The organism is Rhodococcus wratislaviensis, assembly GCF_041228765.1.
GTDB lineage: Bacteria > Actinomycetota > Actinomycetes > Mycobacteriales > Mycobacteriaceae > Rhodococcus_F > Rhodococcus_F wratislaviensis.
Genome location: NZ_CP150488.1, coordinates 4483393 through 4509516 on the forward strand (window position 1 = coordinate 4483393; position 26124 = coordinate 4509516).

24 protein-coding genes and 1 pseudogene are annotated in these 26124 nt (G+C 64.2%); 15 read left to right on the forward strand and 10 right to left on the reverse strand.

The window, feature by feature from the left end:
• Positions 1–7: 7 nt before the first annotated feature.
• A complete protein-coding gene (locus WKC72_RS20690) occupies positions 8–1294 on the reverse strand; it encodes an MFS transporter (protein ID WP_370178774.1) in 1287 nt (428 codons plus the stop codon).
• Between the two features lie 547 nt (positions 1295–1841).
• Here WKC72_RS20690 and WKC72_RS20695 point away from each other — a divergent pair.
• From WKC72_RS20695 to WKC72_RS20715, 5 genes are all read left to right on the forward strand, one after another.
• Positions 1842–3212, forward strand: a complete 1371-nt coding sequence (locus tag WKC72_RS20695; protein ID WP_370178777.1) for an MmgE/PrpD family protein — start codon at positions 1842–1844, stop codon at positions 3210–3212.
• A gap of 111 nt (positions 3213–3323) precedes the next feature.
• Positions 3324–4841 (forward strand): aldehyde dehydrogenase, encoded by a 1518-nt coding sequence (locus tag WKC72_RS20700; protein ID WP_370178780.1) that lies wholly within the window; start codon positions 3324–3326, stop codon positions 4839–4841.
• A gap of 21 nt (positions 4842–4862) precedes the next feature.
• Complete coding sequence (locus tag WKC72_RS20705) at positions 4863–6014, forward strand: zinc-binding dehydrogenase (protein ID WP_370178783.1); 1152 nt, start codon at positions 4863–4865, stop codon at positions 6012–6014.
• Between the two features lies 1 nt (position 6015).
• Positions 6016–7182, forward strand: coding sequence for a CaiB/BaiF CoA transferase family protein (locus tag WKC72_RS20710; RefSeq protein WP_370178785.1), 1167 nt, complete (start codon positions 6016–6018; stop codon positions 7180–7182).
• A gap of 345 nt (positions 7183–7527) precedes the next feature.
• Positions 7528–8283 (forward strand): GntR family transcriptional regulator, encoded by a 756-nt coding sequence (locus WKC72_RS20715; RefSeq protein WP_370178787.1) that lies wholly within the window; start codon positions 7528–7530, stop codon positions 8281–8283.
• 462 nt (positions 8284–8745) lie between these two features.
• On the opposite strand, the gene WKC72_RS20720 is transcribed toward WKC72_RS20715, so the two are convergent.
• Entirely contained in the window at positions 8746–9522 is a 777-nt protein-coding gene (locus WKC72_RS20720; RefSeq protein ID WP_370178789.1) for an SDR family oxidoreductase, read from the reverse strand.
• A 487-nt stretch (positions 9523–10009) separates the two neighbouring features.
• Positions 10010–10885, reverse strand: coding sequence for a helix-turn-helix transcriptional regulator (locus WKC72_RS20725; protein ID WP_370178791.1), 876 nt, complete (start codon positions 10883–10885; stop codon positions 10010–10012).
• Between the two features lie 115 nt (positions 10886–11000).
• Between WKC72_RS20725 and WKC72_RS20730 the strand changes: the two genes are divergently transcribed.
• Positions 11001–11567 (forward strand): flavin reductase family protein, encoded by a 567-nt coding sequence (locus tag WKC72_RS20730; RefSeq protein WP_370178793.1) that lies wholly within the window; start codon positions 11001–11003, stop codon positions 11565–11567.
• A gap of 82 nt (positions 11568–11649) precedes the next feature.
• Here WKC72_RS20730 and WKC72_RS20735 read toward each other — a convergent pair whose 3' ends face one another.
• Positions 11650–12507, reverse strand: a complete 858-nt coding sequence (locus WKC72_RS20735; protein ID WP_370178795.1) for a helix-turn-helix transcriptional regulator — start codon at positions 12505–12507, stop codon at positions 11650–11652.
• Positions 12508–12513: 6 nt separating this feature from the next.
• Between WKC72_RS20735 and WKC72_RS20740 the strand changes: the two genes are divergently transcribed.
• Positions 12514–13122, forward strand: coding sequence for an SRPBCC family protein (locus WKC72_RS20740; RefSeq protein WP_370178797.1), 609 nt, complete (start codon positions 12514–12516; stop codon positions 13120–13122).
• Between the two features lie 320 nt (positions 13123–13442).
• On the opposite strand, the gene WKC72_RS20745 is transcribed toward WKC72_RS20740, so the two are convergent.
• Both WKC72_RS20745 and WKC72_RS20750 read right to left on the reverse strand, forming a co-directional pair.
• Positions 13443–14171, reverse strand: coding sequence for an SDR family oxidoreductase (locus WKC72_RS20745; RefSeq protein ID WP_268790358.1), 729 nt, complete (start codon positions 14169–14171; stop codon positions 13443–13445).
• Entirely contained in the window at positions 14168–14437 is a 270-nt protein-coding gene (locus WKC72_RS20750; RefSeq protein ID WP_268790359.1) for an Atu4866 domain-containing protein, read from the reverse strand. Before WKC72_RS20750 ends, WKC72_RS20745 begins: the two co-directional genes overlap by 4 nt.
• A 190-nt stretch (positions 14438–14627) precedes the next feature.
• Between WKC72_RS20750 and WKC72_RS20755 the strand changes: the two genes are divergently transcribed.
• Positions 14628–14759: a hypothetical protein gene (locus WKC72_RS20755; protein WP_370178802.1), complete on the forward strand. Its 132-nt coding sequence runs from the start codon at positions 14628–14630 to the stop codon at positions 14757–14759.
• Between the two features lie 165 nt (positions 14760–14924).
• Here WKC72_RS20755 and WKC72_RS20760 read toward each other — a convergent pair whose 3' ends face one another.
• Positions 14925–15671, reverse strand: a complete 747-nt coding sequence (locus tag WKC72_RS20760; protein ID WP_370178804.1) for a GntR family transcriptional regulator — start codon at positions 15669–15671, stop codon at positions 14925–14927.
• Positions 15672–15824: 153 nt separating this feature from the next.
• Here WKC72_RS20760 and WKC72_RS20765 point away from each other — a divergent pair, with 153 nt between their 5' ends.
• The 5 genes from WKC72_RS20765 to WKC72_RS20785 are packed head-to-tail and all read left to right on the forward strand — an operon-like array spanning position 15825 to position 21780.
• Entirely contained in the window at positions 15825–17618 is a 1794-nt protein-coding gene (locus WKC72_RS20765) for an FAD-dependent oxidoreductase (RefSeq protein ID WP_370178806.1), read from the forward strand.
• Complete coding sequence (locus WKC72_RS20770; RefSeq protein ID WP_370178809.1) at positions 17618–18484, forward strand: fumarylacetoacetate hydrolase family protein; 867 nt, start codon at positions 17618–17620, stop codon at positions 18482–18484. The genes WKC72_RS20765 and WKC72_RS20770 overlap by 1 nt, the downstream gene beginning before the upstream one ends.
• Positions 18481–19404, forward strand: a complete 924-nt coding sequence (locus WKC72_RS20775; protein ID WP_370178811.1) for a VOC family protein — start codon at positions 18481–18483, stop codon at positions 19402–19404. The genes WKC72_RS20770 and WKC72_RS20775 overlap by 4 nt, the downstream gene beginning before the upstream one ends.
• Positions 19405–19444: 40 nt before the next feature.
• Positions 19445–21406, forward strand: coding sequence for an acetoacetate--CoA ligase (locus tag WKC72_RS20780; RefSeq protein ID WP_370178813.1), 1962 nt, complete (start codon positions 19445–19447; stop codon positions 21404–21406).
• Positions 21403–21780, forward strand: coding sequence for a nuclear transport factor 2 family protein (locus WKC72_RS20785; protein WP_370178815.1), 378 nt, complete (start codon positions 21403–21405; stop codon positions 21778–21780). The genes WKC72_RS20780 and WKC72_RS20785 overlap by 4 nt, the downstream gene beginning before the upstream one ends.
• A gap of 88 nt (positions 21781–21868) precedes the next feature.
• Here the strand turns inward: WKC72_RS20785 and WKC72_RS20790 are convergent, their stop codons facing one another.
• Positions 21869–22051 carry a hypothetical protein gene (locus tag WKC72_RS20790; RefSeq protein ID WP_370178817.1) on the reverse strand — a complete coding sequence of 61 codons (183 nt, stop codon included), beginning with the start codon at positions 22049–22051 and terminating at the stop codon, positions 21869–21871.
• A gap of 28 nt (positions 22052–22079) precedes the next feature.
• The gene (locus tag WKC72_RS20795; RefSeq protein WP_370178819.1) at positions 22080–22769 is read right to left on the reverse strand and encodes a DUF2848 domain-containing protein; all 690 of its coding nucleotides are present in this window, start codon (positions 22767–22769) and stop codon (positions 22080–22082) included.
• Positions 22770–22970: 201 nt separating this feature from the next.
• Between WKC72_RS20795 and WKC72_RS20800 the strand changes: the two genes are divergently transcribed.
• Positions 22971–24341 (forward strand): MFS transporter, encoded by a 1371-nt coding sequence (locus WKC72_RS20800; RefSeq protein WP_037231739.1) that lies wholly within the window; start codon positions 22971–22973, stop codon positions 24339–24341.
• On the opposite strand, the gene WKC72_RS20805 is transcribed toward WKC72_RS20800, so the two are convergent.
• Positions 24313–24984, reverse strand: a complete 672-nt coding sequence (locus tag WKC72_RS20805; RefSeq protein WP_037231740.1) for a GntR family transcriptional regulator — start codon at positions 24982–24984, stop codon at positions 24313–24315. The genes WKC72_RS20800 and WKC72_RS20805 overlap by 29 nt on opposite strands.
• Positions 24985–25012: 28 nt before the next feature.
• On the opposite strand from WKC72_RS20805, the pseudogene WKC72_RS20810 reads away from it, so the two are divergent.
• Positions 25013–25654 (forward strand): annotated as a pseudogene (locus tag WKC72_RS20810) (carbon-nitrogen hydrolase family protein); the annotation flags it as partial.
• Positions 25655–26124: the final 470 nt, after the last annotated feature.

Consider the following 26124-nt stretch of genomic DNA (forward strand, 5'->3'; position numbering starts at 1 on the left):
CTGCCTGTCATTTCCTCGCGGAGGGTGCTTCCTCGCTGAACAGCGACACCCCGCGGGTCTCGGGCAGATACCGCAGCAGAAGCACGAACGACAGCGCTGCAATCGCGACCAGGTAGAGAGCGGGGGCGACGATGAGCGCTGCCGCAGCTGCGATGGCGGTGGCGATGAACGGGCCGGGCCCGCCGATGAGGGCCTGCGCGACGTTGAAGCCGATCGAGCTACCCGTCACCCGCAGTCGGGCCGGGAAGAGCTCGACCATGAGAACGCCGAGCATGACATTGGCCAGGGCCTCGAAGGCTGCGAAAATCACCAGGCCGATCAGGGCGAGGTACCAGGTGCCGGTCGAGAGCAGAACGAAGCAGGGGACGGCGGTCAGAGCAATGCCACCGGCGCCGAGCAGCATCGTGCGTCGGCGACCGATACGGTCGCCGATCATCCCTGCCACGGGGCACATGAGCGAGTAGATGAGCAACCCGAGCACCGCGAGTTCGAGGGCGGCGGTCTTGGTCATGTGGACCTCGACAGTGAGGAAGGTGACCACGAAGGTTGCGAGGTAGTAGAAGCCGAGGCCGGTCACCGCGGTGCAGACGAACACCAGGAGGATTCCGGATCGGCTGTGCCTGCCGGCGTTGCGCAGGGGCGCGTGCTCGACCTCGTGAGCGCGCTGGAGCTCCTGGAATACGGGAGTGTCCTCGAGCCGGAGCCGGACGTAGAGGCCGAGGACGGCCAGCGGGCCGGCCACGAGGAAGGGGACGCGCCAACCCCAGGTCGTCATCTGGTCGTCGGAGAGCAGGGTGGTCAGCAGCAAGGTCACCGCACCCCCGGCCATGACCCCGATGCCGGCGCCGGCGGAAACCACACTGCTCCACAGCCCGCGTCGGCGGGCCGGTGCATATTCGACGAGGAAGGCAGCTGCGCCGGCGTACTCGCCACCCGCGGAGAATCCTTGGGCGCACCGAAGGAGCACCAGAAGAGCGGGAGCGGCAAGGCCGATCGTGGCGTAGGTCGGCAGGATGCCGATCCCGATGGTGCAGATACCCATGACGACGATTGCGAGTGAGAGCGCCGCACGGCGACCGGCGCGATCGCCGAAAGCCCCGATCAGCAGCCCCCCGAGCGGACGAAAGAGGAACGCGACGCCGAAAACGGCGAGGGATGCCAACAGCGACGTAGTGGCGTTGCCGGACGGAAAGAAGAGCGCCCCGATGGTCGCGGCCAGAAACCCGTACACCGCGAAGTCGAACCACTCGAGGAAGTGGCCGATGCCCGCGGCGACGGCCACGCGTCGAGACACGTGGGGTGCCAGCGTCCCCGATGAGGTCAGCGCATCAGTCGTCGGTGCATCTCCCGCAATCGTGGGGGGTAACGGCGATACAGGGGGTGGGTTCGTCATCGAGGTCTCCTCGGGAAGCGTCGTGGACTTCTTTCGCCACGACGTGAATTTGGTCCTGCGGGAATCTGATCGGTCTTTTGGCGCGCCCATGATCCTCCGCCTGGCAGCTCGCAGTGAAGTGAGCCACAGTTGTACGGATGACTTGAAGCTAGTCAGGGTCGGTGCTTGCGTCAACCCCTCGTAAGTTGCGGGCCGGCCGCTGGGCGGGAACTGGCCGAGGAAAATGCTGTGAACTGGTTATTTAATGCCGACTGGTGTCTAGTCCATGGGCGGAATGGGAAGGGGTTGGTTTCCATTCGCGTCGTGATTGACAGATGCAAGACTTCGCAATAGTGTCTCAAGTCATACGGACAAATTGTGGCGAAGGCGGGGATCGGATCCGCGTCCGCGGGCGGCTCCCACAGGAACCGCAACTGACGTGTCCGCGAATCATGGAAGGGAAGTGCGCATGTCTGGCAGCACGATCGCCGAACGACTCGGTGTCTTCGCCGCAGGTCTGGAGGTCGATGCGCTTCCACAATCGGTCGTCGAGCGGACGACAGGGTGCCTCATCCACGCGTTGGCGGTGGGGATGGCCGGGTCTGCGGCCGGCTTCGGTCGACAGGCCGAGCAGGCCAGCCCTGGAGTGAGTTCGCCTCCGAACCTGGAGGGATACGCCCGCTCGCTGGTGACCGGGCTATGGCATCCGGCCTCGACGGCGGCCTTCATCAACGGAGTGCATCTGCATGCCCGGGCGCAGGAAGACACACACGGTACTTTTCATCCGGGAGTGAGCGTCATCCCCGCAGCCCTGGCGGCCGCAGAGTCCAGCGCTGTCGACGGCCGGACTCTGCTGGCGGCGGTTGTCGCGGGTTACGAGGTGGGTATTGCACTGTCGGGGCCGCTCACGGACCTGACCACCCCGCCCTTTCGTGCGACGGCGGTCTTCGGGCCGGTGGCTGCCGCCGCTGCCGTCGGGCGGATCCGCGGCCTGAGCGGCGAACGCATGACCTCCGCACTGGCGATCGCCGCATCGATCTCGGGTGGCACGTCCGAATCGTTCGGTGCGGGAACCGACGAGTGGCATTTCCAGTCGGGGATCGCGGCGACGAGCGGGCTGATGGCAGCGCAACTCGCCGAAACCGGTGTCGCGGGGTCCCGGACGGCGTTCGAGGCCGAAGCAGGATTCCTCGACTGCTTCTCGCGATCGCGGGAGGGAGCGGAAACACTCGCCCGTGACCTCGGCCGGTCCTGGAAGATCCTCGACGTCACCTTCAAGCCGTACCCGGTGTGTGCGTTCAATCAGGCGCCGGCCATGCTCGCGGTGCGGCTGCGCGAGTCCGGTCTCCGCGCTGACGAGGTCGCGTCGATCCGGCTGCGGATGAACGAACGCGAAGCCACCTATCCGGGCATGCCCTCGCGGGGGCCCTTCGCCAGCACCTCACAGACACTCATGAGCGCCAGATTCGCCTTCGCGACCGGCCTGGTCCACGGCGATATCACCTACGACCTGCTGCAACAGTTCACCGATCCCCAGGTGCTCGACCTTATCGGCAAGATCGACCTCGTCGCCGAGCCGGGACGCTCAGCGAAAACCGCACACGCCACCGTGGCCCAGATCGACGGGACCACGGTTCACGACGCCATCGAGGACTCCGATGCGATGCTGTCGTGGCACATGGACGGCGTCGTCCACAATGCCGAACGCCTCGCATCCGAGATTCCGCTGGCGGCAGAGGAATTGGAGACCTTGGTCGACAGCGTGGCCACGTTGCCGCAGGCGTCTTCCGTCGACCCGTTGATCCGGTCGGCATTGGCGGGAATCTCCGTCGGAACGTGAGGAAGCGTCCCGACATCCTCCTTGATGTGCGCGGTACCTCGAAGACTGATACCGCGGCCCCATTTGACAGTGCCGGGCACTCGGTCCGGCCGTGAAACGAGAAAGAGCACTATGACCGAGAACGTCGTTGCCACCGCCGCGAGGCGAAACAGCGAACTCCAACACCGAAAGATGTACATCGACGGCGAATGGGTCGATGCGATTTCCGGTGAGGTTTTCGAGACCGTCAACCCGTACAACGGGCAGGCCTGGGCCACTGCACCACTCGCCGGACCGGCCGACGTGAAGAAGGCCGTCGAGGCCGCACGCCGGGCGCTGTCCGGGCCGTGGGGATCGATGTCCGCGGCGCAGCGAGGTGTCCTGATCCGCAGGTTGGCGGCGCTGATCGAGCCCCAAGCAGAGGAGCTCGCGCGCATCGAGACCACCGACAACGGCAAGGTCATCCGCGAGACACGCGGCCAGATGGCCGGGCTACCGGCGACCTACGAATTCTTCGCCGGCGCTGCCGACAAGATTTTCGGTGACACCATCTCCGCGCCCCAGACGAACTTCTTCACCTACACGCGCCGCGAGCCGATCGGCGTGGTCGCCGCAATCTTGCCCTGGAACAGCCCGCTGTTCCTGCTGGCGAGCAAGCTCGCGCCCGCCCTGGCCGCGGGATGCACATTTGTCGCCAAGCCGGCCGAGCAGACGCCGTCGTCCACCCTCGAGTTCGCGAAACTCGTCGATGAAGCCGGCTTCCCGCCGGGAGTGTTCAACGTCGTCACCGGCGCCGGAGCCACTGGAGCCGCGCTGACCGCCGAACCCGGGGTGGACAAAGTCACCTTCACCGGATCGACTGCCACCGGAATCGCGGTCATGAAGAGCGCCGCCGACCACATCGCGGAGGTCACCCTCGAACTCGGCGGCAAGTCCCCGAACATCATCTTCCCCGACGCCGACATCGATGCGGCCGTCAACGGGGTGATGGCAGGAATCTTCGCCGCCACCGGTCAGACCTGCATCGCAGGAAGTCGGTTGCTGGTCCACGAATCGATCCGCGACGCCGTCGTCGAACGGCTCGCCCAGCGCGCACCCCAGATCAAGATGGGTGATCCGCTCGACATCGAGACCGAAATGGGCCCCATCGCCTTCGCCGAGCAACTCGAGAAGGTTCGCTACTACGTCGACCTCGGAGTCAGCGAAGGCGCCACGGTGGTGTGCGGCGGAGATCGTCCGCAAGACACCGACCTGGCCGACGGGTACTTCTTCCAGCCCACCATCCTCAGCGGCGTCGACAATTCGATGCGCGTGGCACGGGAAGAAATCTTCGGACCGGTGCTGTCGGTCATCACCTTCACCTCGGAAGAGGAGGCGGTCCAGATCGGCAACGACACGACCTACGGACTCGCCGCGGCGGTGTGGACCAAAGACATCCAACGCGCACACCGCGTGGCGCACCGCCTCGAGGCCGGCACGATCTGGGTCAACTCCTACCGTGTGCTTGCCAACAACGTCCCCTACGGCGGCTTCGGCCAGAGCGGCATCGGCCGCGAAAACGGCATAGAAGGCCTCGACGCGTACCTGCAGACCAAATCCATCTGGGTCGAACTCACCGGCGAAAGCCGCGACCCCTTCAAACTCGGCTGAGCCCACGAGGAGAACAAACTGATGACTACCACCTTCGACATCCCCAAGACCAGCCGGGCGGCGGTGCTCACCAAGCACAGCGAGCCGCTCGAGATCCGCGAAATTCCAGTGCCTCAGACCCTCGAACCGGGCGCACTCCTGGTCCGAATCGAAGCCGCGACGGTGTGCGGATCGGACCTGCACCTGTGGGATGGCTCCCTCGGCGGCAGCCAGGCGCTGGATCTTCCCGTCATCCCCGGACACGAAATGGTCGGCCGGGTAATCGCATTCGGTCACGGCGCCGAGCGGGACACCTTCGGTACACCGCTCGAGATCGGCGATCGCATCTGCTTCACCCACGCCTCGTGCAACCAGTGCGATCACTGCCGGTTCGACAACCAGCCCACCCTGTGCACCAACCGCCAGTACTACATGTTCACCAACTGCGAACGTCCCCCGTATCTGGTCGGCGGCTTCGCCGAATACGCCTACGTCTTCCCCAACTCGGGACGCGTGCGCGTGCCGGACGAGGTGGAAACCTCCTGGGCATCAGCGGCCAGCTGCGCATTGCGAACGGTCGTGCACTCCTTCGAGCGCATCGGCAAGATGAACCCGTGGGAAACCGTCGTCATCCAGGGCGCCGGCCCGCTCGGTCTGTTCGCGACGGCCCTCGCCGATCATCTCGGCGCCGGGCGAATCATCACCATCGGCGCCCCCGACAACCGCCTGGCCATCGCCAAGCAATACGGCGCCACCGACCTCGTCTCCGTCGCCGAACATCCCGAACCCGAAGACCGGATCGCCGCGGTCCGCGACCTGCTCGGCGGCCACGGCGCCGAAGTCGTCTTCGAATTCTCCGGTGCACGCACCGCATTCCCGGAAGGTTTGGGAATGATCAAAGAAGGCGGCCGCTACATGGTGACCGGCCAGATCGACGGCCCCGGCAAGGAAGTTCCGGTCCGGCCCGGCTTCATCACCCGACAGCAGCTGACCATCATGGGGACCTGGTCCGGACACATCGCCGAGTACCGCAAGGCTCTCGAATTCATGAAGAACACGCACGGCAAGTACGACTTCGGTGCACTGGTCCCGAACCGGTACCGGCTCGACCAGGCCACCGAGGCGCTGACGCGGATGCGGGCGCAGGAGGACATCAAGCCGATGCTCGTCCCGCACGGAACCGAAGGAATTTGACGTGAGGCCCCTCGACGGCATTCGGGTGCTCGAGATGGGCCAGTACATCGCCGCCCCCTACTGCGCGATGATGCTGGCCGACATGGGCGCGGAGGTCATCAAGATCGAGCGGCCCGACGGCGGCGATCCGCGCAGAATCTACGATCCGCTCGAGCAGACGGAGACCGGGTCCATGAGCGGCGGGTTCCTGAGCTACAACCGCAACAAGAAGTCCGTCACCCTGGACTTGAGCGCGGAGAGTGACCGAGCACGATACCGGGCCCTGGCGGCCACCGCCGACGTCGTGGTGGAGAACCTCCGCCCCGGGGCAGTCGACCGCATGGGAGTGGGATACGACTCGCTCAAGGAGATCAATCCACGCCTGATCTATTGCGCCATCAGCGGATACGGGAGGTTGTCGACACATCGGGGAGAATTCGCCGAACGACCGGCCTTCGACACCGCAATCCAGGCGATCGGAGGGCTGATGGCGGTGACCGGAGAACCGGGGGGCCCGCCGCTGCCGACGGTAACCGGCTTCGCGGACGTCTTCACTGCCGTGCAGGCCACCGTCAGCGTGCTCGCCGCTCTGCAGGGGCGCCAGCAGACCGGAGCGGGGGCATTCGTCGATCAGAGCATGTACGACTCGGTGGCGTCCCTGCTCGAACGCGAACTCATGCTGTGGGATTTCACGGGCGAGCATCGAGTGCGCGGGGTGGATCGTTATTCTCCACTCGGCGCACTCGAAGCCGAGGACGGGTACGTTGCACTGATTCTGCCCACCCACGAGATGTGGCGGCGGCTGTGTGTGGCAATCGAGCGACCCGACCTGCTCGAGCATCCGCTGCTGGACTCCGTCATGCACCGGGCCGAGAACTTCGCATCCGTGATCCGCCCCGAAGTCGAACGATGGACACGGTCCCGCACCCGCCGCGAGATCGTCGAGCACTTCGCCGCGCATGGGCTTCCCGCCGGAGAAACCCAGACCATCGACGAGCTCTACCAGTGCCCACACCTCGACGCGCGTCGCATGTTCCTCGAGATCGACGATCTGCATGCCGGTCGCCGTCGGATGATCCGGACACCGTTCCTGACCGACACCTACGACGAACCGCGCACCGACTCCGCGCCCCAGCTCGGCGAGCACAACGACGAACTGCTTACGGAGGTGGAACCGACCACCGCCTGACGCACCCCGCCGACATGCGGGCGGCGCCGGGGCACCAGCACCGCCGCGATAAGGCCGACATCCGTATCGCGGTCGTGTCCTGGTGACGGAAGTCCGTCGGCGGCCCGACTCCGGCGCCGGACGGACTGAGTATGGAGGTGTGATCGCAAACGGTCACACCTCCATACTCGATTGATCAGTATCAATTTTCGAGCTACAAATATCGAGATGGCGTCTGTCGCCACGAATACTATGGTGTTGCAGTAAATCACCGATGCCGAGTGATCCACGTTGAAGATTCATCCGGACGAGCGCTACTGTGGTGGATGGACCCTGCCGACCGCATCAGGGAGAGGAGGCCCCGTGGTGACGAACAAGGTAGCTCCCGCGGAGCGTGGTGTCCCGGCGTACAAAGTTCTGGCCGAGAAGTTGCGGACCGACATCGAGGCCGGTGTCTACACGGTCGGACGGAAGATGCCCACCGAAAGCGTGCTGCAGTCGGTCCACAACGTCAGCCGCCACACCGTGCGGGAAGCCCTGCAGATACTGCTCTCCGACGGGCTGATCTACCGCGTGCAAGGCAGCGGAACCTATGTCAGCGGCCGCCAACAGGACACCCGGGGCCGCTACGTCCGCTCGATCGGATCCCTCGACGAAATCATCGTCTGGCCCGACACGAACACCGAGGTGATCGAACCATTCACGGTCGTCGTCGAGCCCTCCATCGCGTCCCGATTGGAATTGCCGTACATCGAGGTCAGCAAGGCTACCGTTCGCCGTTCCTTCGAGGGGATCCCCTTTGTCCTGACACGCCACTATGTCGAACCCGACCTCGGTGCGAAACTGGCGGCAGACGGGGTCCCGTCGGTCGGCGAGGGAACCGTGATCGGGGCCGCAGAAAAATTCCTCACCAAGCCGATTATGGGCGCACGGCAGGAGATCACCGCCATGAACGCCCCGGAGCACGAAGCCGAACTGATCGGATGCCAGACAGGAGAAGCCATACTGCTGATCGAGCGTCTCTACTACGACGCAGACGGAAAGTTCGTCGAATTCACATCCTCTCACTTCAATCCGCGCCGGTACTCGTACCGCATGGAATTGCGGCGGCGAGGAGCCTGAGACAGAGTCGCCCGGCGCTCGTCCAGTCGGATCGCTCGCCGACGACACCGCGAAACTGCCCTTCCGCGAACAGTTCGAGAAGCTTCCGGCATTGTCAGTACTTCGCCGTGGCCGTCCAGCTGCGGATCAGCATCATCAAGTCATCGGAGACTTAGGAGCCTTGTCGCTGACGAACGGTACCGGGGTACGTCCTCGACCGTGAGACCTACGCCGTCCCATGAAGGGGCATCGGCTACGACTTCCTCAATTACTGCGGTAACCGTAATCCCGGGCACACGACGTTTGCTCGGCGCCCGAGCGTGCCGTAATCGCACGCGAGTGTTCGCCTGACGTAAGGCCTCCCCGGAAAGAGACTGGACGACCGGGGTCGGATACCCGCATCGCCTCGTCCCCTCTCAATGAAGTGCAGACCGTTCCCGCCCCCAAGGTAGTCAGGGGGTGGGAACGGTGGTGTGGGGTGGGTTAGATGGCTTGGGCGGTGGGGAGGATGGTGATTTCGGTGAGGTTGACGTGTTTGGGGACGGCGGTGAGGAAGGCGACGGTTTCGGCGATGTCTTCGGATTGGAGGACGTCGATCTGGTCGATCAGGTCGGCCATGAGTTGGCTGGCGTCGGGGTCGGTGACGTGGTCGGGGAGTTCGGTGTCGACCATGCCGGGTTCGATGGTGGCGACGCGGACGTTCTTGCGGCCGAGTTCGGTGCGCAGTAGGCGGGTGAGCTGGCTGATGTAGGCCTTGGTGCCGGAGTAGACCTGGAACTTTTCGAGGACGCGGGTGGCGGCGATCGAGGAGGTGGTGATCAGGTCGGCGGGTTTGTCGTCGGCGGCGGCCTGGACGAGGGGTTCGACGAACGCCTGGATGGTGTTCATCACGCCCTTGATGTTCAGGTCGATCTGGGTGTCCCAGTCGTCGACCTCGAGGTCGACGATTTCGGAGATCAGCTGGACGCCGGCGTTGGCGAAGACGAGGTCGACGGGGCCGAGTTCGGTGGTGATGCGGTCGGCGGCGGCCTTGAGGGCGGTGCGGTCGGTGACGTCGGTGGTGATGGCGATGGCGGTGCCGCCGGCGGCGTTGATGCGGTCGGCGGTGGTGGTGATGCGGTCGGTGCGGCGGGCGAGGAGGGCGACTTTGGCGCCGAGTTGGGCGAGTCGTTCGGCGGTGGCTTCGCCGATGCCGCTGGAGGCGCCGGTGACGACGGCGATGCGGCCGGTGAGGGGGGTTCTGGTCAGTACCTGGCTCATGGGTGTGTCTCCGTGGTGGTGGTGTTTTCGAGGGGTTCCTCGGGGTACGGGATCCATCGTCGGCGTGATCGGGGTGGGCGAACAGGCCGCGATCTGCCTAGGTGCACCACACCCAGGCAAGCGCACACTGATGCATATTTGTCCGTATGTATCATCATTAGGATTATCGGTGCGGTCGCCGTGAAGTCGATGAACATATGGATTGGTAGATGATTTGACTCATCGGTGCGTGTTTTCGCCCACGTCAATCAGGCATGCTGGAGCGCAAAAATAACCGGATGAATGGTGTCGATGGGGCGTGTGGTGAGCGAGGTAGCTACTCGACGGAGGTCAGCGCTGATCGCACCCGGGACCGGCGAGGACGAGCCACTAAAGTTACTCCCGCCCTCGACTGGCGGGTCTCGCTCTCATGACCTACGCGCTTAATCGCATGACCCCCGATGCCCCCGTCGGGTGCGGTCGGGCCGACTCGGCCGATATCGCGCGCCTAGTCCACTGACGTCGCCGGTTGGTCCTCATCTCCAGCGGGGTGAGGGCCATGCTCAACGGCATCGATGCGGTGTGCCACCAGGTCGAGTAGCCGGGTCTCGCCGAGCGAGCCGGGCTCAACCTGGTACACCAGAAGTTGATGGCCGGGCGCGCTTGGGACGCCGAATGCGTGAAATTCGATCGTGAGCTCACCGGCGGTGGAATGGCGCAGCTGTTTGACTTCATGAGTCTTCGGCTGAACCTCGTGTCGAGCCCACAGCTCGCAGAAACGAGGGCTCGCGGCTTCGAGCCGGGCGATGAGATCGGTGAACCGGTGAGGAGTCGAGGAGAACTTGGCGGTCGCTCGTAGACTGGCGACCGTTGATTTCGCCGAATCCTCCCAATCGACGAAAAACTCGCGGGCAGCCGGGTCACAAAAGACCATCTCGACGAGGTTCGTCGTATCACCGAACGGTTCGAACAACGCCACCGCCAGGGAATTCATCGCCGAGATATCCAAGATCGGATCGAGCACGAACGCGCCGGAACGCTCCCAGGACTCCATCAATCGCAGTAACGCGGGATCGACCTCCCGGCGAAGCTCGGCACCGTCGAGCCGCCACGCCACACCTGCCAGCGAGTAGAGGTGCCGACGTTCCTCGGAAGTAAGATTCAAAGCCTTGCTGAGCCCCTCGAGGACCGGTTGGGACGGGTGGCGCTCACGGCCTTGCTCCAGCCGACGGTAGTAGTCATGGCTGACATCGGCCAGCATAGCCACTTCGTCGCGGCGTAACCCCGGCACTCGCCGAGGTCCAGCGGAGGCAAACGGAACAGAATCCGGTGATGCGGCCGCGCGTCGGGCCCGCAGAAACTCTCCCAACTCTGTGCTCGCCATGGCTTGATTCTAAGGCAACCGGTCAAGTTCCAAGGGGGGTGTGAAAGGGCCATGCGCACACCGGCAGAACCTTGAAAACTGTAGGTAACCAACCCTGATCGAAAGGAAGAACCACATGATTGGTCCGGATACATTCTCCGATTTCCCGATTTCGAAGGTGCACAGACTGATTGAACCGGGCCCTGTGATCATGATTTCGACGTCCGACGGACGACATGACAATCTGATGACAAATGGTTTCAATATGCCAGTCCAACATGGTGGGCTCATCGCTTTCGTGCTCGGACCGTGGGACTACAGCTTCGACACGCTGCGCAACACCCGCGAGTGCGTCATTGCTATCCCAGCCGTCGAACTCGCTGAGCAGGTCGTCGATGTCGGCAACGTATCCGGTGCGGACATCGACAAGTGGGAGCACTTTGGCCTCACCCCGCTGGCCTCGGAATCCGTTGCGGCGCCCCTCGTCGCGGAGTGCTTCGCGAATATCGAATGCCGCGTCGTCGATGATCGCCTCGTCGATGACTACGGACTCTGGATTGTCCAGGCCCAGCATGTCTGGGTGAACGAATCGAAGCGGGGAACGGGCGAGATCCATCACCGCGGAGACGGAACGTTCTCCGAGAATGGTCAGGCGATCGACCTCCGTGAGCGGATGACGAAGTGGCCATCACTGATCGACTAGTCAATGTCCCGGTACCGTGCACAGCCCGGCTTCGAGCTGGGCGAAAAGGAGTAGGGGCTGGGGGTCGGTAGTCACGCGTCCGTCAGTCGGTAGAACTTGGTTCCGCGTCCCGCCGCTCACGGACCCTGGTCGCGCTGAGCGAACCGAGCAACTTCAGCGCCTGATCACTGGGGGACCCTGGCTCTGCCTGATAAATCACCAACTGTTGGCCCGGCTTGTCACGCACATCGAAGGCTTGAAAGGTCAAACTCAATGTGCCCACATCAGGATGGACGAGTTCCTTCGCATCCAGTGTCTTGCCCCGCACATGTCCCTCTTCCCAGTACTGGCGAAACGCGGGGCTGGCCGCCGACAGGTCATTGACCAACTGGGTGAGACGAGCATCGTCCGGATCGTGGCCGACGGCCAAACGCAATGTTGCGACGGTGGCCTGTGCCGCGCGATTCCACTCGGCATAGAAGGACGCTCCCGCGGGATCGGTGAACACCATCCGCAGCAGATTGTCGGCAACGGTGAACGGCGAGAAGAGCGCTTCGGCGAGCCCGTTGCACGCCAGAATGTCGAGTGTCCGATTCAATACGAATGCCGGAGTCGAGTCGTAGGTATCCATCAACTGGAGAAGTTTCGGACTGACCGACTCCCGTGCGTTGGACCCGCGGGCGCTCGGCACCAGGCGGGCCAACCGGTACAGATGCATCTCCTGGTCGGCGTCGAGCCGCAACGCGCGCGAGAGTGCATCGAGCACCTGAGCGGATGGATTACGTTCTCGCCCTTGCTCTAAGCGGGTGTAGTAATCGGAGCTGAGTCCCGCAAGGATCGCTACTTCCTCACGTCGAAGGCCAGAGACTCTTCGAGTGCCATAGCCGTGAATTCCCGCCTCCTTCGGTGAGATCTGAGCACGACGTGACCGAAGGAAATGTCCAAGTTCGCTGGAAGGCATTCCCCAATGTTAGTTCTGAACCGCCTGGTAGTGGGTGGGTGCAATGCACCCACGACAGACGGGCGGGTCTTCGGCAGCGGTAGAAACACAACCAACGCATCCAGCGTCGCTGGCGCGCAATCCGGCACCACACGACCGATAGCGACCCCACGAAGGGATCTGAAAAGCATGTTGACAGTTCATGCAGAACTTCGCACCCCGCTGGACCAGAAGCTGGTGTGGGGGAGGATCGGAGACTTCTTCGCCATCCACGCATGGCATCCCGATGCCGAACACACTGAACGCGACGAGAGCCGGAACAGCGTCCGGCACGTTGCCCTGCGAGGTGGCGGTGAGGCGATCGAAGAACTGATCAACCAGACCGAGCAGTCGTACAGTTACACGATGGTCGGAGGGTCCATTCCCGTACGTAATTACCAGGCAACTGTCGCGGTCACCCAAGACGGCGAGTCGGGGGAGACCGTTGTTTCCTGGGACGCCGCCTTCGATGCCGACGGAATCCCCGCCGAGCAGGCTCATCAGCTCATCACCGGCTTTTACGAAGGCGGGTTGGCTGCAGCGGTCAGCTTACGTTCGGAGGCCATCCGCGAACAGGGAGGACATCGTTCTTCATGAACTGTTCGCAATAATCATCACGGCCAGCAGGCGACCGCATCGGACCAGTCCGGCCGTCTGCCGCACGTGTCTACTCCCCGCTGTGCTCACAGCGGGGAGTAGGAGCGTCAGCGGCGCGGTCGGTCGTAGTGAACGGACCTGCAGATGGTCGCGAGTACGTTATCGGGCTGGAGAGCAATCAATTTGGGTTTCGTCAGCTACTGTGCCCCAGTTCCCGCCTTCTGCGGGTGCTCGGGACCGCTGGCATGATGGCATCCGGAACTCTTGAGTGGATCGAGGTGGCCGTCTCGTCAGGAGACGACCATCTCGGTCCGACCGAACTACTGTGCGCTCGCGGCGGGACGAACGATGATCTCGTTCACGTCCACATCCGCCGGCTGATCGATGGCGAACGCGATCGCATTGGCGATCGCCACGGCCGGAAGTGCGACGGCGCGGTATGCCTTCATGTCTTCGCGCGCCGTGTCATCCGAAATGCTGTCAGCCAATTCAGATTCCGTCACCCCCGGGGAGACGACGGTAACGCGGACATCGCCTGACGATTCTTGGCGCAACCCTTCCGAGATCGCGCGCACCGCAAACTTCGTCGCGCAGTAGACCGCCGCTGTCGGCACCACCTCATATGCCCCGACAGATGCCATGTTGACGAAATGTCCGCTACCCTGTGACCGCATGACCGGTAGTGCTGCGGCGATGCCATTGAGAACGCCGCGAACATTCACGTCGAGCATCCGGTTCCACTCGTCGATCTTCAGCGCGGCCAGCGGCGACAGGGGCATGACTCCGGCGTTGTTGACCACTACATCGACGCGGCCGAAATGATCACGGGCAGCCTCCACGAAGGACTGGACATCGGCTACGTCAGTGACGTCCAACTTGCGGAATGCTGCACCGCCGCCAACGCCAATCTCCCGAACCAAGTGCTCGAGTCGTTCTGTGCGCCGAGCCCCGAGAAAAACCTGGTGGCCGTCGGCCGCTAACTTCCGCGCTGTCGCCTCCCCTATCCCGCTGCTTGCTCCTGTAATCAGGACTACCTTGCGCTCGCTCATGGTTGTTTGTCCTCTCGGTATAGGACGAGATGCTCGTGGTAGAGGACCCCGTCACGAATATCTCCGGTTGCTGTAAATCCAAGGTCGTCGATGTAGTCGAGATGGTTCCCTGCCACCGTGTAACTTCCGATGTATGCGCTACGGCGTGCGCCACGCGCCTCGTCGTAGCGCCCATCGGCACGCAACTCCTGGCGGATGAAGCCGTCTGCTGTCACCCACATTCCGACGACGTCTACCCGGTCGGTGCTGGTTTTGGATTGATCCATCAAGATCCTCACTCGCAACTTGGTGATCTAATTCTTGCGAGACGTGCGGCGGGTAGACAGGACGCAACTCGCCTAGGTGCCGCGCAACCAGTCAGGCCGGTACAAGTTAGGTTGACGATGCCCTCGAGCGGACCAGTGAAGCCTTCCATCGCCGCTACTTCCTTGTTCCTGGATTACCAGACACGGTGCCGTGACGGCGGCTGAGGCGTTCGCGGCCGGTGTCAAACTCGCCGGCGCTCTCGAAACGGCACTGGTGCCGCTCGCCGACAGTGCGCTCCACTCGGACTACTCCGGCCGATGCTCGACCCCGGACCAGCGGTGACGCTCATGGCGATTCCCCCGGACATACCGTCGTGAACGCTCAGCCGCTACGGTATCCACCGGTTTGCCGGCGGAGGGTCCGAGACCTGTTCGAGGACAGCGCAATACCGATGATGCGGCGCGGATCGGCTGTGAACGCGCTGACGAGCTCCGCTCGGCGATCGAGTCACACCGACGAGAACCGCGGTCCGGCGATCTGATGGCCATCGCCCGTCGATTGCGCGGTTCCCGACCCGCTGGCGGCCCGACCCTCGGCATACTTCAGTAAGACGGTGGCCGTTCGTTCGATGTGCTCGGTCAGTGCAGCGGTCGCGGCGTCGGCATCCCGCGCGAGTGTGGCCTCCATGATGTGGCGGTGTTCGGCCGCGATGTCGCGGTCCTCGTCGTGGGCCAACGATCGCGACCATTGACGGTAGAGCTCGGCGCAATCCCGTAGTGCGGTGGCGACGGACTCGAGCCGGGTGCTCCCCGAGCCGGCGAGCAGGGACCGGTGGTAAGCGCGGTGGGCTGCTGTCCATTCGTCGCTGATGTCGCCCTGGTCGTCGAGCAAGGGTGTTCGCTCGAGGGTATGCAGGCTTGCGACGACGGATGCTTCCCATGCGACGTTTCCGTTGGCGATCGATTCGCGCAGCACGAGTGCCTCCACCAATACCCGGGCACGGGTCAGGTCCCGGAGATCGTCGACCGACAGTGCGGCGACTGCAAACCCGCGCTGTGGGCTGGCAACGACCAGTCCGTGCTCCGCGAGTCGCGTCAGCGCCTCGCGCACAACCGACAGGCTGACTCCGAAGCGGCCGGCGATCTCGGAGACCTTGAGCCTTTGCCCTGGCATGAGATGGCCGTTGAGCATCTCGCGATGGAGGGAGAGGTAGACCCCCTCGCTCAGGGTCTGTTTGCCAGCCGATTCGGTCACTTCCGCATAGTACGCGATCGTCCTGGCGATAGTCGACTAAACGGGAAATAATCGATTTTTGATTGCGTAATCGTTCATTGGGTGGCATTCTGTGATGGACACCACATTCAGTGGCTTCGGGGCTGCTGTTGATCGCTGAAGGAGCGAGCGCACATGACGGAAATGCATATTCCGGTTCTGATCGTCGGCGGCGGCGGCGCTGGGTTGACGGCCTCGATGCTGTTGTCCACGTACGGGGTGGATTCGCTGCTCATCTCCAGGTCACCGCACACATCGAGGCTGCCGAAGGCGCACGTGCTCAACCAGCGGACAATGGAGATCTTCACCGAGGTCGGGGTGGCCGATGCGATCTACGAGCGGGGTACACCGCCGGAGAACATGAAGGCGACCGCTTGGTACGCCGGGCTGTCGGGCGACCACGCGAACTACGGCCGCGAACTCGGGCGGCTCGAGGTGTGGGGTGGCGGCTATACCGACCCCGACTACATCGCTGCAAGCGCCTGCCGCACCACGAATCTTCCCCAGATCCGGCTCGAGCCGGTCCTGAAAGAACACGCAGAGTTACTGGGCCGCAGCGAGATCAGATTCAATCACGAGCTGCTCTCGCTGGAACAGGACGGCGAGGGTGTGACGGCGAGGATCCTCGACCGCGCCAGCGAGGAGGAATACTCGGTGCGCGCGGATTACCTGCTCGGCGCCGACGGGGGACACGTCGTCGGCGCGGCGGTCGGCATCGAAATGTCGGGGCCACGCGACATCATGAAGCTCGTCTCCGTGCACATGGGCGCGGACCTGTCGCAGTGGCTGGGCGACGACGAGGTGTTGATCCGCTGGCTTGTCAATCCGAACTTCGGTGGCTCGTGGGCGAGCGGAATCCTGGTGCCGATGGGACCGGACCACTGGGGTCCCAAGTCCGAGGAATGGGTCTTCCACATGCAGTACGCCACCGACGACCTCGACGCCATGCAGGAGGAGAAAGTACTCGAGCGGATGCGAGCCACCCTGGGGATCGCGGACTTCTCACCGAAGATCTTCCGCATCAGTGCATGGGTGATGGAAGGGGTGATCGCGGACCGGTTCCGAGACGGACGGGTGTTTCTACTCGGCGATGCGGCACATCGTCACCCACCGACCGGCGGTCTGGGACTCAACAGCGCAGTCCACGATGCCTACAACCTGGTATGGAAACTCGTGGCCGTGCTCCGCGGTCAGGCCGGCTACGGCCTGCTCGATACCTACGAGGCAGAGCGCAAACCCGTCGATCAACACAACATCGACAACGCCATCGCCAACGCGATGAATCACTACAAGATCGACGAGGCACTCGGGCTCTCGCCGGACAAATCCGCCGACGAGAACTGGGCGGAACTGCGCCCGCTGTGGGATGACCTGCCCGCCTCGCGGGACAAGCGTCACGCACTCAACTGTGCGATCGGATCACAAACCATCGAGTTCCGTCACCACAACGTCGAGTTCGGGTACACCTATTCCTCGGCGGCCGTTGTGGACGACGGCAGCGACCCCTACACCCCATTGGACCCTGTTCGTCTCTACGAGCCGAGCACCAAACCGGGACACCCGTTGCCGCACGCCTGGGTCGAACGCGAAGGGGAGCGCCTACCGCTGGGCACGCTGGTCCACGGCGACTACTTCCTGCTCATCGCCGGCGAAGACGGCAATGCCTGGGTCGAGGCCGCCGAAAAGCTCGCCGCCGAACACAATCTGCCATTGCGCGCCGTACGAGTGGGTGTGTTGGACAGCGACTACGTCGACGTGCGCTGTGCGTGGCTGAAGAACCGCGAAATCACCTCCACCGGTGCGGTACTGGTGCGGCCCGACCGCTACATCGCCTTCCGCTCCATGGAAGCAGTCGACGACCCGAAGGCCGTGCTGACCGGCACGCTGAACCAAATTCTGTCCACCGACCTCACCGAGGGAGCAGCCTGATGCGCGTCACCAATCTCGACGGGCGACTGGCCCTACTGTCCGGCGGCGGGGCCATTGACGTCGAGCGCGCCAGTGATGGTCGCTTCGCCGCCGACCCACAGCAGATCTACACCGAATGGGAGCAGTTCCGCAGGTGGGCCGACGGCGTGAACACAGAGACCGTGGAGCCTTTCGCCGCCACCGCGATTCGACAACTCGTCACCGCGCCGCGCCAGATCTTCGCCATCGGCCTGAACTACTCCGAACACGCAGCCGAAAGCGGATTCACCGCACCCGAACACCCCGCCGTATTCACCAAGTTCGCCGGTTCACTGACCGGCCCCAGCGGCATGATCGACCTCCCGGCCGCCACGGTGGACTGGGAAGTCGAGGTCGTCGCCGTGATCGGCCGTGAGGCATACCAGGTGCCCGAGTCGGCGGCCTGGGACCACGTCGCCGGCTTGACCGTCGGACAAGACCTCTCCGAGCGCACACTGCAGCTGTCCGGTCCGGTGCCCCAGTTCAGCCTCGGCAAGTCCTACCCGGGGTTCTCACCGATCGGACCTGCACTGGTCACCGTGGACGAGTTCCTCAACCCTGACGACCTCGAGTTGGGCTGCCAGATCAACGGCGAACTCGTCCAGAAAGGCCGGACCACCGACCTGATCTTTTCGGTGCCCGAACTGGTGGCGCGGCTGTCGTCGGTGCTGCCGTTGCTCCCCGGCGACATCATCTTCACTGGTACCCCCGCGGGCGTGGGGCACGCCCGGACCCCGCAGCGGTATCTGCGGCCCGGCGATGAGCTGGTCAGTTGGGTCGAGGGAATCGGCGAGATGCGCCACACCTTCACCGGCCTCTCCGCCATGGAACTGGGGGGCACCCGATGAGCCTGCACCGATTGACCTCGCTTCAGATCGGGGTACCCGACGTCGCTGCGGCGATCAGCTACTACCGCGACTTCGGTCTGACCGCCGACGAAGCCGGCGCCCTATCGACCGTCGACGGCGGGAAACAACTCCGGTTCGTCCCGTCGCGGCAACGCCGGCTACTCGAGATCGGCATCGGCGTAGACGATCCCGACGACCTCGACAGAATCGGCGTCCAACTGACCGCGCTCGCCGTGCCCTTTACCCGCACCGCCGACACACTCGTCGCCGACGAACCCGTCGCCGCGCTGCGGACCCGGGTGACGGTCAGCCCACGTCTGGCGCGGCCGCGCACCGAGCCGGCCCTGTACAACGGTCCGGGACGCATCGACCGCCCCAACGTCCGGGCGCCAGGAGTCGAGCGCACAAACCCGGTGCAACCCCGCAAACTCGGCCACGTGGTCATCGGGTCCCTCGACCAGGACGCCACCCAGCGCTTCTTCACCGAGGGCATCGGGCTGAAGGTCAGTGACCGTGTCCCCGGGCTGGCCAGCTTCCTGCGGTGCTCCGAGGACCACCACAACATCCTGGTGCAACAGGCGCCACTGAACTTCCTCCATCACACCGCCTGGGAGGTCGACGATGTCGACGAGGTCGGTCGCGGAGCCACGGCCATGCTCGAGGGAAACCCGGAGCGGCACGTGTGGGGACTCGGCCGCCACCACATCGGTTCCAACTTCTTCTGGTATCTCAAGGATCCGGCAGGCAATTTCTCCGAGTACTACAGCGACATCGACTGCGTCGTCGACGACCAACTGTGGAAGCCGGGTGTTGTCGAGGGCATGAAGGGGCTGTACAGCTGGGGCCCGCCTCCGCCACCGTCCTTCCTCGCTCCGGAGGATCTCGCGGCGCTGATGACGGGGGCTCACAGTGCGCGATGACGCACCAAACCCGACTCCGGACTTCGGGGATCTGCTCTGGGTGCCCCCCGAGGACCTGCTCGAAGGTAGCGTGCTGACCCGATATCAGCGTTGGTTGGGCGAGACGCGGGGACTGAAGTTCGAGGACTATTCGGCACTGTGGAACTGGTCCACCGAACGGCTCGAGGACTTCTGGACCTCCATCTGGGACTTTTTCGATGTCGGTATCCACGCCACCAGGCCCTCTCGGCAAGCCCTCGGGTATTCCGAAATGCCCGGCGCCCAGTGGTTTCCCGGCGCGAGACTGAATTTCGCGGCTCATGCTCTCCAACATGACGACATCGACGGCGACAGTGCGGCCGTAGTCGGGCTCGATGAGAGCGGCCGGCAGACCACATTGTCGTGGAACGAGCTCCGCGGACAGGTTGGCGCGGTCACCGACTGGCTTGCCGTCTGCGGGGTCACACCGGGAGACCGGGTCGTCGGATACCTCCCGAACATCCCCGAAGCGGTCGTCGCGTTCCTCGCCTGCGCCAGCCTCGGAGCCGTCTGGTCTGCATGCGGTCCGGAATACAGCGCCTCCGGGGCCGCCGACCGGCTCGCACAGCTCGATCCCGTCGTCCTGATTGCCGCCGACAGCTCCCGGTACTCCGGATCGATCCACCACCACGGCGACGCCGTCAACGCGCTCCGTGACCAGATCCCCAGTCTGCGCGAGGTGCTGTGGATCAGTCACCGCGGGGCGCCCGCCGCCCGCGGGGGCGACCCCCTCTGGGCTGAGGTGATCGCGCACCCGGCCGAACCGATCTTCACCCCGGTCGCCTTCGACCACCCCCTGTGGGTGCTGTACTCCTCCGGCACCACCGGCAGGCCGAAAGGCATCGTGCACGGCCACGGCGGCGTGCTGCTCGAACAACTCAAATATCTGGGGCTGCACGCGAATCTGCGTCCCGGCGACAGGTTCTGGTGGTATGCCAGCACCAGCTGGGTGATGTGGAACGTCCAGGTAGCTGGTCTACTCCTCGGGGCGACCATCCTTGCCTACGACGGCAATCCGAGTTGGCCCGCCACCGACGCCTCCTGGCGCATTGCCTGCGACCACCACATCACCGTGATGGGCACCAGCGCCGCCTATCTCCTTGCGTGCCAACGTGCCGGCGTGCGCCCCGGCGAGCAGTTCGACCTCTCCGAACTGCGATACCTCGGCAGTGCCGGATCCCCTCTGCCGCCGAGCGCCTACGCATGGGTCTACGACGCGATTGGTTCGCATCTGTGGCTGTCCAGTCAGAGCGGTGGTACCGATATCGCCTCGGGTTTCGCCGCCGGAGTTCCCACGTTGCCGGTGCGAGCCGGCGAAATCCAAGCCCGGGCGCTCGGCGTCGCCATGGAGGTGTGGGACGAACACGGGACTCCGGTGGTGGCCACGCCGGGAGAACTGGTCGTCACCCAACCGATGCCGTCCATGCCACTGTACTTCTGGGGCGACCGCAACCACGAGCGTTACCGGGCAGCGTATTTCGACACCTACCCAGGGATCTGGCGTCACGGGGATTCGGTCACCCTCACGCGTATGGGCGGAGTGATCATTCACGGCCGCTCGGATGCGACCATGAACCGCCTCGGGGTGCGGATCGGCGGCGCCGACATATACGAGGTCGTCGAGCAGATTCCCGACATCCGCGACGCCCTCGTAGTCGGTGTCGAACAGCCCGACGGCGGTTACTGGATGCCACTGTTCGTCGACCTTGCCGACGGAGCGGAGCTGACCGACGCACTGGTGGAACGTATTCGATCGGCCATTCGCACCAGGGTATCGCCGCGCCACGTCCCCGACGAGGTGATCGAGGTCCCCGCCCTTCCCCGCACGCTCACCGGGAAACGTCTGGAGATCCCTGTCAAACGGCTACTTCAGGGAGTTCCCGTCGAGCAGGCGATCAATCCCGCCGCCGTCGATCGCCCACAGGCTCTCGCGTGGTTCGCGGCCCGCCCACCACAACAGGTTCGAAGGAGCAAGTCGCGATGACCACCGTGGACAACTCGCTCGAAGAGCTGGTCCGAACCCTGTTCATTGCTGTGGACCGGCGTGACGCCGATGCGCTGGCGGACTTGTTCGCCGACGACATCACGTTCCGGTTCGGCAGCGCCGACTGCCTGGCGGGCAAATCGGACGTCGCCGTCACGTGTGCCACGTTTCTCGGCCGCATCAACGGCATCCGGCACGAGATCGAACATTTCTGGCAGGTGGAGGCCGACCGTATCGTGGTGATCATGACCGTGCACTACGAACGGGCCGACGGTCGCAAACTCAGCCTGCCGTGCGCGAATACATTCCGGATCGTCGCCGGCAGGGTGGCCGACTACCAGATTTTCATGGACGTCAATCCGGTCTTCGCGTAGCGGCCCGCCCCGGAACCGATCTCGGCGTAGACGCCGTGCGCCGCGATGCCGCGGTGGCAGCCGCCTGAGGGATGGTCGGCCCGAATCCCTAATCCCCACGCACGTCTGGGATCTGCACCCGGCCGACAACGCAGGATCGGAAAATCCGATGCAATCCGCCGACCTGAGCGAAGCCGCGAAGGCTGTCGTCCACCGAAATACCGGAGAGGTTCAGGGCGGAGGAGGCTTCGAGGTGTTCGACGAACTCTTCGACGACGACTTCCTCGACCACACAGCGCAACCGAACACGATCCCGACGATCAACCGATGGGTTGAGGCATCCGCACAGTTCGGTAGCTGCAGGTCAATTCGTCGGCTGTGGCCGGATCCTGCATCGTGACCTTCCATGAATCGGCGAACTGATTCACCCCGTGACGCATGGAGATCGTGCCCGATACCAGCACGGTTCCCGGCTTGTGCAACCCTTGCTCCCGAAGGACGTCGAGCCAGTATTTCGGAGCGAGGAGATCGGCCAGCGTCCCGGACTGGATCAGGGTGGACGGTTCGCCGTCACCTTGACCGACCCATGCCGTCAGGGTGATGTCATCGAGGCGATCGGAAATCTCTGACAGCCGCCATGCGCGGGTACCGAGTACATCGGGTGCGGCGTTCTTGCTCCACGCCACGCTGTGCACTTCGAGGTCACGGTCGGTGTGGTCGCAGGCCACGGTCAGCAGAACGTCGTCGTCGGTGATCACGAGTGCCCACTCGGCTTCACCCGAGGTCTGGCCGTGCTGCACGAAGACCTCGGTCGTCTGCTGCGCGAGGTAGGGGGAGATGGGGTACATCGCGGGGATGGTCGCGGGTGCCGGTACACCCAACTCTGCGAGTTCGGCGATGTGTGACGCCACCTCTTCCTGGTTCCGGCCGGCGTAACCGGCGTTGAGGAGTGTCGTGACCTCGACGGTTTCGACTGTGCCGTCCGGCAGGGTGAACGTGAGTTGCGACATGGGTAGAGGCTCCTGACTCCGGGCCGCTGGTTCCGGTCGGGACCAGGGCCGATTGTTACTTTCTTGTTTTTTCTGCGCCGAAGGGGTTGCGCATACGTCTTGTATACAGCAAGTATGTGACTAGTACAACGGCGTCGGTGAGCTGAACCACAGCACGGGCCGAGTCGTACGGGACAAGAATCCAACCCACAAGGAGTTGCCATGATCGGAGAGTCCACCTCCGTCGGTGCAGACAGACCCGCACCCGTCGACAAGAAGGGTCTGGCGAAGGCGTTCGCCGCCAGTCTCACGGGTACGGCGCTGGAGTGGTACGACTTCGCGGTCTACTCGGCGGCGGCCGCGTTGATCTTCCCCCAGATCTTTTTCCCGGACAGTGATCCCCTGACGGGGACCTTGCTGGCGTTCTCCACGTACGCCGTCGGCTACGTGGCGAGACCGATCGGCGGTTTCGTCTTCGGACGCCTCGGAGACGTGATCGGGCGCAAGCAATTGCTCGTCATCACCTTGCTCCTGATCGGTGTGACGACCTTCGCGATCGGTCTGCTCCCCGGTTACGACCGGATCGGTGTCGCGGCTCCGATCATTCTCGTGATGTTGCGATTCGCCCAGGGTGTGGCGGTCGGTGGCGAATGGGGCGGCGCCGTCCTGCTATCGAGTGAGTACGGAAACCCACGCCAACGCGGCTTCTGGTCGTCGGCAGCTCAAATCGGTCCTCCCGCCGGAAACCTGATGGCCAACGGCGTACTCGCCATACTCACCGTCTCCATGACCGAGGCCCAGTTCGAGTCCTGGGGATGGCGACTTGCCTTCCTCCTGTCCGCCCTGTTGGTCGGCTTCGGTCTGTGGATTCGCCTGAAGCTCGAGGACACCCCCGTCTTCAAGGCACTGCAAGAATCTGGCGACCGCGCCGAGGCCCCCATCCGCGAGGTGTTCACGACGCAGACCCGTCCGCTTATTGCTGCCATCTTGTCGCGCATCGCGCCCGACGTGATCTACGCCCTGTTCACGGTATTCGCGATCACGTATGGAACCCGGAAGCTCGGCTTCGATCGCGGCGAGGTACTGACCGCGATCCTGATCGGCTCCGCATTCCAGCTCGGCCTGATTCCTCTTGCGGGGGCCATCTCGGATCGCATCAACCGGCGTCTGGTCTACGCCGTCGCCGCCGTCGGCGGTGTCGCCTGGAGCGCCATCTTCTTCGTCGTCATCGGTGGCGGCTCGTTTCCGCTGCTCATCGTCGGGGTGGTTGTCGGGTTGGGGTTCCACTCGTTCATGTACGGTCCGCAGGCCGCGTTCGTGACCGAACAGTTCACGGTCGCGTTGCGCTCGACGGGCAGTTCACTCGCCTACACGATCGCCGGCGTCTTCGGTGGCGCCATGGCACCGCTGATCTTCACCTACCTGCTGAGTGAGACGGACAGCTGGGTGCCGATCGCCGTCTACGTGCTTATCGTCGGCGCGGTGACCCTGGTCGGCCTCGCATTGGGACGTAACCCCGATCCCACCGAGGACGAGCACTATGCGTTGCTGGCGATCGAGAACGCTAGGCACGCAAGAGAATCTGAAGCGTAACCTCGAGGTGATTGTTGATCTGCTCGTGCACCAGGCCCTCGTCGCCGACTTCGAATGCGTCGATGATGGCCTGGTGCTCGGCGCACACCTTGTGCTGCCGGTCGGACGCGCTGAAGAGGGCCGTCATGCCGACGCGGAGCTGGCGCGCGCGCAGTCCGGCGTAGGTACGCGAGAGCAGCTCACTGCCGGCCGAATCGATGAGGAACTGATGGAAACGCCCGTCCCAGTCGATGAACGCACGGGCCGCTTCCGCACTCGGATCGCTCGCGAACTGTTCCTGCTCGGCCAGCGCGGAACGCATCGCCTCGATCGGCACCCGTCCCGCCCCCAGCGCCCGGCTGGCGGCGTGCCGTTCGAGCACGCCGCGCAACTCCATCAACTCCGCGATCTGCCGCCCCGACATGGCCGGGACGTGCGCTCCGCGCTTGGGCACCATCTCGACGAGGCCCTCCGCCTGGAGCATCAGCAACGCCTCCCGGACGGGAGTGCGGGACACCCCGATCCGCGTCGCGAGGTCCTGCTCGCTGAGGAACGAACCCGTGGCCGCCGGCGCCGTCAGCACCTGATCCCTGACGTACAGATAGGCTTTTTCGCGACCCGACAACTCGGTCGCCGAACCCTCGATCCCACCTATTTCCTGCATACAATATGTATACACCAGAGTGTGTCCAATGAGGAGCATCCCAGTCACGCTCCGTATCAGTCTCACCCAGATCACCAGCTCGACTGACCCCGCGGCCAACTTGGCGACGGTGGAGAAGCGGGTGACGGCGGCCACCGATGCAGGTTCCGGGCTGGTGGTGTTCCCCGAGGCCGCGATGCAACGCTTCGGTGGTCCGCTCGCCCACGTCGCGCAGCCTCTGGACGGTCCCTGGGCCGACGCCGTCCGCGAGTGCGCCGCCCGAGCAGGGATCACAGTCGTCGCCGGAATGTTCACACCCGTCGACGACGGCAGGGTGCGAAACACACTCCTTGTCACCGGTGGTGGTGTCGACACCCACTACGAAAAGATCCATCTCTTCGACTCGTTCGGGTTCGGGTTCGCCGAGTCGGACACCGTGGCACCGGGAACCGAGCCGCTGGTGGTCACCGTCGAGGGAGTCGGTATCGGCCTCGCCGCCTGCTACGACATCCGCTTTCCAGGGCTGTTCCAGACGCTCGCCGATCGCGGAGCCTTCCTGACCGTGGTCGCCGCGTCCTGGGGCGCAGGTCCCGGCAAGGTCGACCATTGGACGCTCCTCGCTCGGGCGCGGGCACTCGACTCCACCACCTTCGTCGCGGCGTGCGATCGAGCCGACCCGACCGCCTCAGGCGTTGCGTAAGGATGGCTGGAGCCCTCGGTAGGCAAAGTCTTGACCAGACCTTTCCCGCCCGGCACAGCGCTACCCTCCATGCCATCGACCAGGCTCACCAGCATGGGAGTGTGAAGGAGCCTCGTATCCCGACAGTCTCGGGTGAAGGGACGCGTCGCCTTCAGAGTTCCGTACCAGGCCACGGACAGACGCGAGCAGGGTCACTCCTTGACTCCGTTTGCGTGCGAGACGAGTTCGGCTTCTTGGAGTGCGATGGGGCGGGGTTGTGTGCCGGATGTGTCGTGTCTCGCGTGTGGGCGTTGGCGAGTACTTCGTAACGAAAGATCTTGTGAAGGCCACGATCGTATCGGCGCACGCCGTGATGACAGTCCTGTATCGCGCTGCGATACCGATCGATGCGGGAGGTCGTCGTTGGGGGTGGCCTCGGCGTGAGGACTACGACAGCACGATTTCACCGGCCAGGTGTCGTC

Bases quoted from the DNA above. Each gene is read 5' to 3' on its own strand.
- WKC72_RS20695 (WP_370178777.1), top strand. From the start codon at position 1,842: ATGTCTGGCAGCACGATCGCCGAACGACTCGGTGTCTTCGCCGCAGGT.
- WKC72_RS20700 (WP_370178780.1), top strand. From the start codon at position 3,324: ATGACCGAGAACGTCGTTGCCACCGCCGCGAGGCGAAACAGCGAACTC.
- WKC72_RS20705 (WP_370178783.1), top strand. From the start codon at position 4,863: ATGACTACCACCTTCGACATCCCCAAGACCAGCCGGGCGGCGGTGCTC.
- WKC72_RS20720 (WP_370178789.1), bottom strand. From the start codon at position 9,522: ATGAGCCAGGTACTGACCAGAACCCCCCTCACCGGCCGCATCGCCGTC.
- WKC72_RS20725 (WP_370178791.1), bottom strand. From the start codon at position 10,885: ATGGCGAGCACAGAGTTGGGAGAGTTTCTGCGGGCCCGACGCGCGGCC.
- WKC72_RS20730 (WP_370178793.1), top strand. From the start codon at position 11,001: ATGATTGGTCCGGATACATTCTCCGATTTCCCGATTTCGAAGGTGCAC.
- WKC72_RS20735 (WP_370178795.1), bottom strand. From the start codon at position 12,507: ATGCCTTCCAGCGAACTTGGACATTTCCTTCGGTCACGTCGTGCTCAG.
- WKC72_RS20740 (WP_370178797.1), top strand. From the start codon at position 12,514: ATGTTAGTTCTGAACCGCCTGGTAGTGGGTGGGTGCAATGCACCCACG.
- WKC72_RS20745 (WP_268790358.1), bottom strand. From the start codon at position 14,171: ATGAGCGAGCGCAAGGTAGTCCTGATTACAGGAGCAAGCAGCGGGATA.
- WKC72_RS20750 (WP_268790359.1), bottom strand. From the start codon at position 14,437: ATGGATCAATCCAAAACCAGCACCGACCGGGTAGACGTCGTCGGAATG.
- WKC72_RS20765 (WP_370178806.1), top strand. From the start codon at position 15,825: ATGACGGAAATGCATATTCCGGTTCTGATCGTCGGCGGCGGCGGCGCT.
- WKC72_RS20770 (WP_370178809.1), top strand. From the start codon at position 17,618: ATGCGCGTCACCAATCTCGACGGGCGACTGGCCCTACTGTCCGGCGGC.
- WKC72_RS20775 (WP_370178811.1), top strand. From the start codon at position 18,481: ATGAGCCTGCACCGATTGACCTCGCTTCAGATCGGGGTACCCGACGTC.
- WKC72_RS20785 (WP_370178815.1), top strand. From the start codon at position 21,403: ATGACCACCGTGGACAACTCGCTCGAAGAGCTGGTCCGAACCCTGTTC.
- WKC72_RS20795 (WP_370178819.1), bottom strand. From the start codon at position 22,769: ATGTCGCAACTCACGTTCACCCTGCCGGACGGCACAGTCGAAACCGTC.
- WKC72_RS20800 (WP_037231739.1), top strand. From the start codon at position 22,971: ATGATCGGAGAGTCCACCTCCGTCGGTGCAGACAGACCCGCACCCGTC.
- WKC72_RS20805 (WP_037231740.1), bottom strand. From the start codon at position 24,984: ATGCAGGAAATAGGTGGGATCGAGGGTTCGGCGACCGAGTTGTCGGGT.